Source organism: Ensifer sp., from assembly GCF_031989085.1.
In the GTDB taxonomy this organism is placed as follows: domain Bacteria; phylum Pseudomonadota; class Alphaproteobacteria; order Rhizobiales; family Rhizobiaceae; genus Ensifer.
In genome coordinates this window covers 75,002-87,825 of record NZ_DALZXU010000014.1, presented here as the reverse complement: position 1 = coordinate 87,825, position 12,824 = coordinate 75,002, and the positions used below count along the sequence as shown (strand labels likewise).

Sequence of the window (12,824 nt, the reverse complement as noted above, 5' to 3'; positions counted from 1 at the left end):
CCCATTTCACAATCGACGCAAACGAGTTGAACGGCGCCGCATCCCCCGCAAACTGCGCCAGAAACAGACCGGGGCCCTTGATCGTTTTCAACGCGAACATCCTCCTGATGGTACGACTGCCGGCGGAACCGGCTTTTTTCACCAACGACAGGAAGAAGCGGAACCTGGCTTCATTTTCGCTTCGACTGAAGAACCTGAAACGTTGCAGGCGCCGAAACTAGCAGATTTTTTGCATGGGGCAACCGAGCTTCGGAGGGTTTTTGCAGATCCGTTCAAGGCGCTTCCCGGACAGGCGGCAAGACAGCCACCGTACCGCCGGGCTCTGGGCAACCGTTGCGGCGCCAACGAAAAAGGGACGCCATCATGGCGTCCCTTCTCCGCATCCGCCGCTGATTGTGACGATCATCCGTAGCGCCGGTTTCCGGAGGCAAAGCCCTGCTTTGCCTGGCGCGCCGACGATACGGTGAATTGATCGACCAGCCCCTTCAGCGTGGTACTCACCTGCATGAGCGTATGGGTCGCGGCACTTGTCTCTTCGACCATGGCCGCATTCTGCTGCGTCATCTGATCCATGTTGGTTACGGCCGTGTTGATTTCGGCGATGCCCGCGGACTGCTCGCGAGCCGAGCCCGCGATCGCATCGATATGTCCGTTGATATGAATGACCTGGTCGCCGATATGATGCAGCGCCTCCCCCGTCCGATTGACCAGCGACACGCCGAGAAGCACGTCCTCGAACGACTTGTCGATTAGCTGCTTGATCTCGCGCGCTGCCTCCGCCGACTTCTGCGCCAGTTCCCGTACCTCCTGGGCGACGACGGCAAACCCCTTGCCGGCCTCCCCTGCTCTTGCCGCCTCGACGCCGGCATTGAGCGCCAGAAGGTTGGTCTGAAACGAGATCTGGTCGATCACCCCGATGATCTGGGTGATCCGGCGCGACGATTCCTCGATGGCGCTCATCGCGCTGACCGCCTGCTCGACGACGGCGCCCGATTTTCGCGCCTCTTCGGTGGCGGTACCGACCACGCGTCGTGCCTCCTCGGCCCGCGATGCCGCTTCCTTCGAGATCGTGGTGATTTGCTCGAGTGCCGCCGCCGTTTCCTCCAGCGATGCCGCCTGCTGCTCGGTGCGCCGCGCCATGTCGTCGGTGGCCGACACCAGTTCGCCGGCATTGTTCGACGTCTCGTCCGCTGCCCCGACGATCGCGCCGAAGGCCTGGTCGAGCTTGCCGAGTGCTGCGTTGAAATTGGAGCGAAGGCTTGCAAATTGCGGCGCAAGCTCGCTGGCGATCACCGCAGTCAGATCGCCGTCGGCCACCCGGCGCAGACAGTTTTCAAGCGCGCCGAGCGCCTCTTCCTGCTGGCCGCTCAGAACCTCGCGTTCCGCCTCCGAGCGCTCGCGTGCCTCTTGCAGCGCTTCGAGATAGACGGAAATGGCGTAATCCATGTCGACCATCGCCGCCTTGACCACCGCCGCCACATCAGTGCCGATCTCCTTGGCCTTGTTGCGATGGAGGAAGCCCTTGAGATGGCTTTCGATGACCCCTTTGAGGATCGACTCCAGGATCAGCGCGTAACCACCGATGTACCAGCGCGGCTCCAGCCCGAGGCGCGCATGCGTCTTGCCGATGGTGGTGACAGCGTCGACATATTGGGCGTCGAACTTGGCCGACGCGATCAGCTCCCAGTGCCTTGCCTGCCTTGCCTTGGCGCTCTGGATATGGGCCTCGCTGGAGAAAAACCGCGCGGTTTCAGGATTGGCCTTGGCTTTTGAATAGAACGTGTTGAGTGCCGCATCGAGCGATGCGGAGATGACTGGCAATGAACTGGCAAGTGCCGAGCGCTGACTGTCGTCGAGATCGACGAAGTGCAGGCGCTCGTTCAGCAGTTTGGTCTTTGCATCGAATTGCGTCATTCGGTTGCCTCCCCCTGGCCGCGATCGTCGCGTGTAGAGTGGCCGCCCTCATCAGGCGCGGTGCACCCTGATTCGGAAATTTATCATGTTATAAAGTAGAAATAACTGTAAATTGTATATGACGAGTTATGCTATTCAAGATTGACAGATGAACACGTGGATAGCTGCCGTCAGAAGCGCGGTACGCATGACGTTGAAGGTCGCAGAAAGCTCGAATCGACCGGGAGAGCATCGCATTGCCCGCACGGAAAACAACAACCAGAAAGTGCGATTGATTTCTGATACGCCCGCCCCGTCGGGCGGGTTCTGTAAAAAAGGAGGCGAAGGTTTCCCTCCGCCTCCGTTGACGCGAACGCTCTAGCGCCGTAGCGCATCAGACGTAGCGGTTGACCACGTTCTCCAGCAGTTCCTGCTTGCCGGACTTCGGCTCAGGGTTGAGGTCGGACTTCAAGACCCAGGCTTCGATCTCTTCCAGCGAGAAGCCGCCATCGAGCATCTTCTTGGCTTCAGGCACCTGCCAGCCGGCGTAACGCTGATCGAGCGGCGCCGACAGGGCCTTGTCTTCGATCATCCGCGCTGCCGCCTTGAGGCCACGGGCGCAGCAGTCCATGCCACCGATATGGGCGATCAAGAGGTCTTCCGGATCGAGCGACTGGCGGCGCAGCTTGGCGTCGAAGTTGGTGCCGCCGGACTTGAAACCACCACCGGCCAGGACCTGATAGTAAGCGAGCGCCATTTCCGGCACGTTGTTGGGGAACTGGTCGGTGTCCCAGCCCGACTGGTAGTCGTTGCGGTTCATGTCGATCGAACCGAAGATCCCGAGCGCATTGGCAAGCGCCAGCTCGTGCTCGAAGGAGTGGCCGGCGAGGATCGCGTGGCCCTGTTCGATGTTGACCTGAACTTCCTTTTCCAGGCCGTACTTCTTGAGGAAGCCGTAGACGGTGGCAACATCGTAGTCGTACTGGTGCTTGGTCGGTTCCTGCGGCTTCGGCTCGATCAGGATCGCGCCCTTGAAGCCGATCTTGTGCTTGTATTCGACCACCAGGTTGACGAAGCGGCCAAGCTGGTCGAGCTCACGCGAAAGGTCGGTGTTGAGCAGGGTCTCATAGCCTTCGCGCCCACCCCAGAGCACGTAGTTCTCGCCGCCGAGGCGTTGAGTGGCGTCGAGGCACGTCTTCACGGTCGCTGCCGCAAAGGCAAAAACATCCGGGTCCGGGTTGGTGGCCGCACCCGACATGTAGCGGCGGTTGGAAAACAGATTGGCCGTTCCCCAGAGCAGCTTGACGCCGGTATCGGCCTGCTTCTTTGCGAAGTAATCGACGATCTCGTTGAGGTTCTTGGTGTTCTCGACGAAATTGCGCCCCTCCGGCCGCACATCGGCATCGTGGAAGCAGTAATAGGGAACGCCGAGCAGCTGGAAGAATTCGAAAGCGACATCCGCCTTCAGCTTGGCCGCGTCCATCGTGTCCTTGAACCAGGGGCGCTCGAAGGTCTGGCCGCCAAAGGGGTCGCCGCCCGGCCAGACGAAGGTGTGCCAATAGGCGACCGCAAAGCGCAGGTGATCTTCCATGCGCTTGCCGAAGACGACCTCGTCCTTGTTGTAGTGGCGGAAGGCGAGCGGATTGGCGCTCTCCGGTCCCTCATACTTGATCTTGGCGATATCTCCGAAAAATCCCGTGCTCACGGTGTAGCTCCTCTTGAAAGATGGTGTGCCGGCGTCGCCATGGCGAAACCTCTGGCCATTACGTGGAAGGTAATTGGTTTCATTCCCTCGGCGGGCGAGAACTGGGGCATCGAAACGCCAACGGAAGGAACATTCAGATGAACGACTTCAACCAGATCGCCGCAGCCTATATCGCCGCCTGGAACGCCGAGGCCGGCAGCCGCAACGCGCTGATCGAAAAAGCCTTTACCGCCGACGTCGCCTATCGAGACCCGATCATGCAGGGTGACGGCCATGAGGGCATCGGCGGCCTGATCGCTGGCGTCAAGGGCCAGTTCCCGGGCTTCGTCTTCACGCTGAAGGGCACGCCGGACGGCTTTGCCGACACGATCCGCTTCTCCTGGGCACTGGGCCCCGAAGGCGTCGATTCCGTCATCGAAGGCACCGATGTCGGCGTGATCGAGAACGGCCGGCTGAAGCAGGTCACCGGCTTCATCGACAAGGTCCCGGCGCAATAACGCTCGGCCGGAATCAGCCATGGAAGGGCGCGGCGCCGTCACGTCGTCGCGCCCTTGATAGCCGGATAGAGACGGCGATAGCGCTGGTAGGCGTCTTCGTAGGCTGCCACCAGGCCAGCATCCGGAGCGATCGTTTCTGCTGTCGTTGGCGCAGTGCAGGTCGCAACCGGATCGGCACCGGTGGCTGCAATCAGACCAAGGCGCGCGGCGCCGAAGGCAGCGCCGAAATCGCCGTCAGCAGGCAGGTCCACGGGCAGATCGAGTGCGGTGGCGATCGACTTCAGCCAGTAGCGCGACCGCGAGCCGCCACCGATCGCGGTCACCCGCGACAGCGTCGTGCCGGCCGCACGCAGAGCCTCCAGGCTGTCGCGGATGGCGAAGGAAACGCCTTCCATCACCGCCTGCGTCAGCACCACGCGGCTGCTCTCGTGGCCGAGCCCGGCAAAGGCGCCACGGATGGCGGCATCATTGTGCGGCGTGCGCTCGCCGGAGAGATACGGAAGAAAGGTGACGCCGCTGGGCGCGTTCAGCGTCTCGCCGAGCTCGGCGCTGAGGTCGGCGGCACTGCGCCCGGCGATGCCCGAATACCAGTTGAGCGCGTCGGTCGCCGACAGGATCACGCCCATCTGATGCCACGTGTCCGGCAGCGCATGGCAGAATGCGTGAACGGCGCTCGCCGGATTGGGCAGGTAGCTCGCATTGGCGGCAAAAAGCACACCCGACGTCCCGAGCGAAACGAAGGCCTGGCCTTCACCAACGGTCCCCATGCCGCAGGCCGACGCCGCGTTGTCGCCGGCGCCGCCGGCAACCACGACAGTGCCGGAAATGCCAAAGCGCGCGGCAAGGTCCGACCGCAACATTCCTGCCTGTTGGGTACCTTCGACAAGCGCCGGCATCTGCCGTTCGTCCATGCCGGTGGCCGAAAGCAGGCTCTCAGACCAGCGGCGCTTGCCGGTATCGAGCCAGGCGGTCCCGGCCGAATCCGACATCTCCGAGATATGCTCGCCGGTCAGCCACAGACGCAGATAATCCTTCGGCAGAAGCACCCGGCGCACCCTGGCGAAAATTTCGGGCTCGTTTTCCCGCACCCAGACGAGCTTCGGCGCCGTAAACCCCGGGAAAACGATATTGCCGGTGACGGCTCGGAACTGCGGGTCGGCGTCGAGGGCGGCCGCCTCGCGAAAGCTGCGGGTGTCATTCCACAAGATGCAGGGGCGCAACACCTTGTCGTCGGCATCGAGCAGCGTGGCGCCATGCATCTGGCCGGAGAGGCCGATGCCCCGCACCGCCGCAAGCGCTGCCGGATGCGCCGCCTTCAGGCCCGATATCGCCTCCTCGGTGGCGCGTACCCAATCGGCAGGATCCTGCTCCGACCAGCCGGGATGCGGCCGCGAAACATCGAGCGCGCCGGAGGCCGAGCCGACGATGCGCTGGCCGTCGTCGATCAGCATCGCCTTGACGCCCGACGTGCCGAGATCCAGTCCGAGATACATTCAGGCCTCCATTGTGTGGTGTCAGGAAAGGCGCAAGACGGCCCTTCGGCAGGTACGGTACGAATTCAGAACGTCACGCCGGGTCGACCGGCAGGTTGTCCCTGAGGAAAATCTCGATGCGGATGCGCTCCTGCGCCTCGATCATCGACAGGCCATCGGCCTGGGCCTTGAGCACGCGAATGGCGCTCCTGACCTCGTGACCGGCATCCTGGTTGAGCAGCGCATCGATCGTGCCGGAGACGAGCGCGGCACGGCTGTAGGGCGTCAGCTCATGCGCGATCGCGCAGATGCCGGATTGGCGCCCGGCCTTTTCGAGCGCCGCGATCAGGCCGCGGTTGCCGGCACCGAGGCTGTAGATGCCGGCAAGGTTCGCATGCGCGACCAGCAGGTCGTCGACCAGCGCCTCGACCTCGCCCGGATCGTCGTGACCCTCGACCACCGGCAGCAGAACGCGCCCGGTGTCGCCCTCGTTGACGGCAGCCGTGAAACCTTCGAGACGATCCCTGTGGTCGCGCACCCGCATCGAGCCGGCGACGATGGCAACAGGTCCTTCGCGACTGCCGAGAAAACGGCGCATCAGGCTGCCCGCCGTGCGCCCGGCGGCCAGGTTGTCGACACCGGCAAAATGGTCGCGCTGCGAACCGGTCAGGTCGGAAACGAGCGTGACGACGGCAATGCCGTCCTCGCGCAGCCGCGCGACGGCGGCCACCACTTCCGGCGCCTCGACGGCGACGACGGCGACGCCCGCCGGTCCGTGGCTGCGGGCGTCATCAAGCGCATTGGCCAGGGCCGCCGCGTCGAAGGCGGGAACCGACACGATCGTAATGTCGGTGCGCTCGACGGCGGAGCGGGCTCTCGCGGCTTCGATTTCCGCCTCCAGCCCACGCATGAAGGCGTTCTCACCCTCCGGCAAGATGAAGATCAGCGGATAGCTGCGGCTCTTTGCTAGGTTGGCCGCCGCCACGTCCCTGACGTAACCGAGCGTCGCGATCGCGCGCTCGACCTTGTCGCGCGTAACCGACCTCACCCCCGGGCGATTGTTCAAAACCCGGTCGACGGTGGCAAGGCTGACGCCTGCTTCCGCAGCAATGTCGTGAACTGTAGGACGCATCATTTCCTCCCGCAAACTGCCTTAGAGGAATTTTTGATGTACGTAAATCAAAAATACGAAGAGGACAGCGGAACGCTGTTTTCGCTGGCTAAAAACGCTTGCTGAAGCCTTGCGTGAAAACGACCTCGCCGTGACCTTTTCCGGCCTCGCCCAGCACCACGTCCATGAAGCCGTCGGTGATGCGCACGAGCGCGAAACCGCCCATATAGGCGGCCTTCGGCTTGAACAGGTCGAGACCATCACGGCTGTAGATCATCGCCGTTTCGTGCTGGTGCCCATGAAACAGGCCGATAACGGTGTAGCCCTTGATGGCGTCGACCAGCGCCTGACGCTGCTGCAGGCTCCACCAATGCGGCGGGCCGTCGCCGTGATCGTCGAACGTCTTGGCCGACGCATCCCAGACTTCGGTTGAAAACGCGTCCCAGCCGTAATGCTGGAACAGGATCACCGAGCGGCCATCAGCGGCGTAGTTCGCCAGATCCTGCTTCAACCAGGGAAGCGCATCGACCGCACCCTTGCTGATATCGCCGCCGAAACGCTGGAGCTGGATGAGATGCAGCCCACCCCAATCCCACGAATAGCAGTCCGACATCGGATCGTAATTGGTCACCGGCACCGGCGGCTTGTAAAACACCGTCTGGCGATGATTGAGCTCGACATAGTCGCGCAGTTCGCGGCGATACCAGTCCACATGCGGCGGCGGGCCGTCCTGGTCGAGATCGTGATTGCCGAGCCCGAGATAGACGGGAAAGTGCACGCGATCGGCGCCCGGCCCCTCCTGATAGCGGCTGGAAAACTGCTGCAGCTGCCGCCCCTCGCGCGGCTGGCGCACCTGCCCGCCACCGTCGTCGGTCAGGTCGCCGCCCAGCACCAGGCCGAGCGGTTTGCCGATCCGCCTGCCCGTGCTGCCAAGCCCGCTCGGCTGGCCGCCGACGGTTTCGGGCCAATTCATTGCCGGGAGAGCATTGAGCACTGCCACGTGGCGCAGCAGGTTGTCGTCGGTCTTGCCTTCCGCAGCGCAGTTCGGCGCGAGGCCTTCGGTCGAGACGAGGCAGGCGTGGACGTCGTTGGAAAACAGGAAAGTGGCATCGATGGGCGGGCGGGCGGCTGACCTTGCCTGCGGCGCCAAAAGGGCCGCCCCCATGCCGGCGGTACCGGCAAGGAAGGAACGCCGCGAGATGCCGAAACGCCGGTATGCCTGCATGAACGCCCCCGTTTGCACCCGGCCGTGTGCCAACGGAGGGCCGGCCGGAGATTGCTTCCGGCCGGATTGTGCCGCAACGCGGCGATCGCGTAAACCGTGCGGCTAGGCCTTGGCGCCGGCGCTAATGTCCGCCGCCGCTCGGCCCTACACCCTCCGGCTTCTTGATCATCATCACCCCCAGGATCAGCGACAGGAACAGCACCGTCAGGATGACGAAGACGTCGCTGAAGGACAGGATCGTCGCCTGCTTCTGCGCCATCGCCGCAAGCTGCTTGATGGCGATCGTCGCCCCGTCGAGCCCATGGGCGTTGAACTTGGCCGCCATGTTGTTGAACTGTTCCATCGCCTCCGGGTTGCCCCACTGGATATGCTCGGAGAGCCGGGCATAGTGCAGGTCCTGGCGCTGGGTCAGGATGGTGTTGATCACCGCGAGGCCCACGGCGCCGCCGAGGTTGCGCGTCAGGTTGAACAGGCCCGATGCGCCGCGCATGCGCGCCGGCGGCATGGTGCCGAGCGCGATGTTGTTGATCGGCACCATGCACAGCATCAGCCCGACGCCGCGCAGGATCTGCGGAATGAACAGCTCGTAGAAGTCCCAGTCGGCCGTCAGGTGACCCATGATCCAGGTGCCGCTGGCAAAGCTGGCAAAGCCGATGGTCATCAGCACGCGCGGATCGAGCTTGCCCGACAGGAAGCCGGCGACCGGCGCGGTGACGAACATCGCCAGACCCGAGACGAACATGGTCTCGCCGATCATCAGCGAATCGTATCCGCGGATACGCCCGAGATAGAGCGGGTAGAGATAGGTGAGGCCGTAGAGCCCGATGCCCATGACGAAGGAGAACATCGAACCGAAGGCGAAGTTGCGGTTGGCAAAGGCCCTGAGGTCAACCACCGGGAATTCCACCTTGAAGGCGCGGTAGAAGAAGATCACCGCGGCGATGACGGCAGCGACGGCGCCCATGACGATGTGATCGTCGTTGAACCAGTCGTTGGCGTTGCCTTCTTCCAGCACATATTCGAGCGAGCCAAGGAAGATCGCCATCGAGGCGAGCCCCCACCAGTCGAACTTCTTGAAGAGGCTCAATTCCGGCTTGTCGAAGTCGATGAAGGTCCAGGTCAGCGTCGCGACGATGATGCCGGGGATGACGTTGACGAGGAACAGCCAGTGCCAGGAGAAGGCGTGGCTGAGATATCCGCCGACCGTCGGACCGATGGTCGGCGCCAGCGTGGCGATCAGGCCGATGATCGGCGAGACGATGTTGCGCTTGGAGGGCGGGAAGATGGTGAAGGCGGCGGCGAAGACCGACGGGATCATGCCGCCGCCGATAAAGCCCTGGATCGCCCGGTAGACGATCATCTGGTCGATGTTGGTGGCGGTCGCAGCCAGCGCGCTGGCCGCGGTGAAGCCGGCGGCCGACACCGAAAACAGCACGCGGGTCGACACGATGCGCGCCAGCGTGCCCGACAGCGGGATCATGATGACTTCGGCGATGAGATAAGAGGTCTGCACCCAGCCGATCTCGTCCGAGCCGGCCGACAGGCCCGCCTGGATTTCGGCAAGCGAAGCCGAGACGATCTGGATGTCGAGGATCGCCATGAACATGCCGACGACCATGGCGAAGAAGGCGATCAGCCTTCTCGGATCCATATGTTCCTCGGCCTTCGGTGCGGCTGCCGCCACCGAGCCTGCTGTTGCCGTTGCGGCCATCTGAGCCACTCCCTGCGTATGAAGGCGCGGACGGCGCGTTCGATCGAACACGCCGGCGCGTCGGGCCCGATTACTTCGTGGCGGCGACCTTGGTGTCGGCCGGCGCCGTGCGTGTGTCGACATCGACGACGACGCTCAAGCCGGCTCGCAAATGGCCTTCCGCCAGCACATCGGCCGGCAGCGTGATGCGCACCGGAACGCGCTGGATCACCTTGGTGAAGTTGCCGGTGGCGTTTTCAGCCGGAAGCAGCGAGAACACCGAGCCGGATGCCGGCGAGATCGAGGCAACAGTGCCTTCGACCGCGTGCGCGTCATAGGCGTCGATATGGACCTTCACCTTCGAGCCGGGAACCAGATGCGCGATCTGGGTCTCCTTGAAGTTGGCGTCGATGTAGAGCTGGTCGACCGGCACGAGCGCCGCCAGACGCTGGCCGGCGGAGACGAGATCGCCGACCTGGACTGCGACGTTGCCGATCACCCCGTCATAGGGTGCCTTCAGGACGGTGAAACCGAGGTCTCGGTTGGCCTTGTCGCGGGCAAGCTCGAGCGAACGGATCTGGCTTTCCGCTTCGGCGCGCTGCGCCTGCAGGACCGTGATGTTGGCGTTGGCTGTCGCGATATTGGCATCGGAGCCGGCAAGGTTGGCCCGGGCCTGATCCAGCGCCACATCGGCATTGTCGCGCGAGGCAACGGTGCCGACGTCCTTGGACTGGAGGTCGCTTGCGCGCTTCTGCGCAAGTTCGGCGCCGCGCACCGTTGCTTCGAGAGCGTTTTTCTGGGCTTCCGCCTGCGCAAGGCTCGCCTTGGCACCGGCGATCTGCGCATCGAAGCGGCTGAGCGCCAGCTTCTGCGTGGCAATCTGGGCCTCGGTCTGCTCGGCGGCGATGCGATAGTCGCCGTCGTCGAGCGTGACCAGCGGGTCGCCGGCCTTCACCTGCTGGTTGGCGACGACGTCGACCTTGGCGACATAGCCCGAGACCTTGGGAGAAATCGTGGCGATATCGCCTTCGATATAGGCATCGTCGGTCGAGACCATGAAGCGACCATTGGTCCACCAGTCATAGCCGTACCATCCGGCAGCCGCGATCGCCGCAAGGCCGAGAACCGGCAGGATCGGGCTGCGCTTCTTCTTTTTTGCAGCGGCGTCGACAGCAGGCTCCTGCACGGCGGCAGGCGCCTCGGCCGTCGCGGCCTTGGCTTCGGGCGCGGCCTCAGGGGTCTGCGGAACTTCAAAATCCTCGCCGACAGGGCGAACGCGAGCGGCGCTGGACGTTTTTGATGCGGACATGGGTACCGGCCTGGTTAAAGAGTGGTGATTGAACTGAACCGTTCGGTTCGATCGAAGCTTGACTTAGTCGCTTTGACGTCGCATATCAAGAGGGAATCGAACCACGCGGTTCGATGAACGTAATTTAATGCGAACGGGACGGGTACAGACGGCGATCATGGAACCAGCACAGACCGGACAGAAAGACACCATCCAGCCCGACAACGGCATGGACGACCAGCTTTGTCCCGGCGGCGGACGCCATGCGGCGGGTGAAGACCCTGCCAAGCGCGAGCAGATCCTCGAGGGCGCCCGGCGCGCCTTCATGAACCAGGGCTTCGACGCCGCCAGCATGAACGACATCACCCGCGAGGCCGGCGTCTCGAAGGGCACGCTCTACGTCTATTTCGAGAACAAGGAAGACCTGTTCAAGGCGCTGATCATCCAGGGCAAGACCCGCGTGGTCCAGACCGCCAAGCATGCGCTCAACGATCATGACGACGTCGAGGAATCGCTCTTCGATTTCGGCGTGACGCTGACCACCAGCATGACGGCGGAAGAGACGATAAGGTCGATGCGCATGGTCATCGGCGTCATCGACCGCATGCCGCATCTGGCCGAACGTTTCTTCAGCGAAGCGCCCGAAAACGGCTACACCGTGCTCAAGGCCTATCTCGACCGTCAGGTTCCGGCCGGCACGCTCGACATCGAGAATACCGAAATGGCCGCCCGGCAGTTCATCGAGATGGCCCAGGCCGGCCTCTTCAAGCACCGGCTGTTTGGCGGCATGTGCACCGCACCGCCGCGCGAACAGATCGAGGGCACCGTTGCCGCAGCCGTCAGAGTGTTCATGTCCGCATACGGGCCAAAAACACGGGTAGACTGAGCCCGGCCCGGCGGCGCGTCCGCACCGTCACGTCCTCAATCCAGCAATTGCGATCAAGCGCGCCTTGCGGCAAGACCCTATGAGCATGGGTGTCTGCCACGGGAGTGAAGATGAGTGCTGTCGGAAGGGCGATCTGGTTCATCGAGAGCCATTTCGCGAACGATATATCGCTGGAGGAGATCGCCGGGGCTGCCGGCCTCTCGCGGTTTCACCTGTCGCGTGTCTTCGGGCTAGCGACGGGGCACTCCATCAGCGCCTATATCCGCGCACGGCGTCTGAGCGGTGCCGCGCAGAGCCTTGCCGACGGTTCCTCCAACATTCTCGCGGTGGCCCTCGAGGCAGGTTACGGCTCGCACGAGGCTTTCACCCGTGCCTTTCGCGAGCAATTCGGCGTGACGCCGGAGACCGTGCGCAAGCAAGGGCACCTCAGCAACATCACACTGACGGAGCCAATCAGAATGGACGACACCCGCACACTCAAACTGGACCCGCCCCGCTTCGAAGACAGCCCGCCTTTGGTTCTGGCCGGTCTTGCCGACACCTATGCCTATGGCCGCACCGAAGGCATTCCCTCTCTGTGGCAGCGCTTCAACGCCCATTTCGGCAGCATTTCCGGCCAGAAGGGCAAGGTTGCCTATGGCGTCTGCAGTGAGAGCAACAGCGACGCCGGCACGTTCCGCTACATGGCGGCGGCCGAAGTCGACGACACAGCGGCACTTCCCGCCGGATTCTCGACGATCAGGCTGCCGAAGCAGCGCTACGCCGTTTTCCTGCATCGCGGCCACATATCGTCGATCGCGACAACCGCACAGCATATCTTCGGCACCTGGTTGCCGAAATCCGGGTTGCAGCACGGCGAAACGCCCGACCTGATCGAGCGCTACGACGATCGTTTCGACCCGCATTCGGGCATGGGCGTTGTGGAAATGTGGATTCCGATCCGACCATAAACGGTAAAGCGCCGCCGCAAACGGCCGGCGGCGCTTGTCACCTTCGCTGTGTTGCTTAAATACTGCCGCGATTCTTGCGCGACGACGCGCCACCGACACAAGGAAAG

The 12,824-nt window shown here is 63.3% G+C and carries 11 protein-coding genes; 4 read left to right on the top strand and 7 right to left on the bottom strand.

Annotated elements, in window-relative coordinates:
• Positions 1 to 412, top strand: a 412-nt coding sequence (locus RTP54_RS30110; protein ID WP_312367687.1) for a hypothetical protein, incomplete at its 5' end; no start/stop codon positions are given.
• On the opposite strand, the gene RTP54_RS30105 is transcribed toward RTP54_RS30110, so the two are convergent.
• Positions 403 to 1,914 carry a globin-coupled sensor protein gene (locus RTP54_RS30105; RefSeq protein ID WP_312367679.1) on the bottom strand — a complete coding sequence of 504 codons (1,512 nt, stop codon included), beginning with the start codon at positions 1,912 to 1,914 and terminating at the stop codon, positions 403 to 405. The two genes, RTP54_RS30110 and RTP54_RS30105, sit on opposite strands and share 10 nt — an antisense overlap.
• A gap of 373 nt (positions 1,915 to 2,287) precedes the next feature.
• A complete protein-coding gene (xylA, locus tag RTP54_RS30100; protein WP_312367677.1) occupies positions 2,288 to 3,598 on the bottom strand; it encodes a xylose isomerase in 1,311 nt (436 codons plus the stop codon).
• Positions 3,599 to 3,735: 137 nt separating this feature from the next.
• On the opposite strand from xylA, the gene RTP54_RS30095 reads away from it, so the two are divergent.
• A complete protein-coding gene (locus tag RTP54_RS30095; RefSeq protein ID WP_112812027.1) occupies positions 3,736 to 4,095 on the top strand; it encodes a nuclear transport factor 2 family protein in 360 nt (119 codons plus the stop codon).
• Between the two features lie 38 nt (positions 4,096 to 4,133).
• Here the strand turns inward: RTP54_RS30095 and xylB are convergent, their stop codons facing one another.
• The 5 genes from xylB to RTP54_RS30070 all read right to left on the bottom strand — a co-directional run bounded on the left by xylB (position 4,134) and on the right by RTP54_RS30070 (position 10,902).
• Positions 4,134 to 5,588 (bottom strand): xylulokinase, encoded by a 1,455-nt coding sequence (gene xylB / locus RTP54_RS30090; RefSeq protein ID WP_312367675.1) that lies wholly within the window; start codon positions 5,586 to 5,588, stop codon positions 4,134 to 4,136.
• Positions 5,589 to 5,661: 73 nt separating this feature from the next.
• Positions 5,662 to 6,699 (bottom strand): LacI family DNA-binding transcriptional regulator, encoded by a 1,038-nt coding sequence (locus RTP54_RS30085; protein WP_312367674.1) that lies wholly within the window; start codon positions 6,697 to 6,699, stop codon positions 5,662 to 5,664.
• 88 nt (positions 6,700 to 6,787) lie between these two features.
• Complete coding sequence (locus RTP54_RS30080) at positions 6,788 to 7,903, bottom strand: metallophosphoesterase (RefSeq protein WP_409517234.1); 1,116 nt, start codon at positions 7,901 to 7,903, stop codon at positions 6,788 to 6,790.
• A 121-nt stretch (positions 7,904 to 8,024) separates the two neighbouring features.
• Complete coding sequence (locus tag RTP54_RS30075; RefSeq protein WP_112812023.1) at positions 8,025 to 9,614, bottom strand: DHA2 family efflux MFS transporter permease subunit; 1,590 nt, start codon at positions 9,612 to 9,614, stop codon at positions 8,025 to 8,027.
• Between the two features lie 70 nt (positions 9,615 to 9,684).
• On the bottom strand, positions 9,685 to 10,902 hold the full coding sequence (locus RTP54_RS30070) for an HlyD family secretion protein (protein ID WP_112812022.1): 1,218 nt from the start codon (positions 10,900 to 10,902) through the stop codon (positions 9,685 to 9,687).
• Between the two features lie 208 nt (positions 10,903 to 11,110).
• Between RTP54_RS30070 and RTP54_RS30065 the strand changes: the two genes are divergently transcribed.
• Positions 11,111 to 11,767 carry a TetR/AcrR family transcriptional regulator gene (locus RTP54_RS30065; protein WP_312367685.1) on the top strand — a complete coding sequence of 219 codons (657 nt, stop codon included), beginning with the start codon at positions 11,111 to 11,113 and terminating at the stop codon, positions 11,765 to 11,767.
• Between the two features lie 110 nt (positions 11,768 to 11,877).
• Positions 11,878 to 12,717 (top strand): AraC family transcriptional regulator, encoded by an 840-nt coding sequence (locus RTP54_RS30060; RefSeq protein ID WP_312367673.1) that lies wholly within the window; start codon positions 11,878 to 11,880, stop codon positions 12,715 to 12,717.
• Positions 12,718 to 12,824 lie beyond the last annotated feature (107 nt).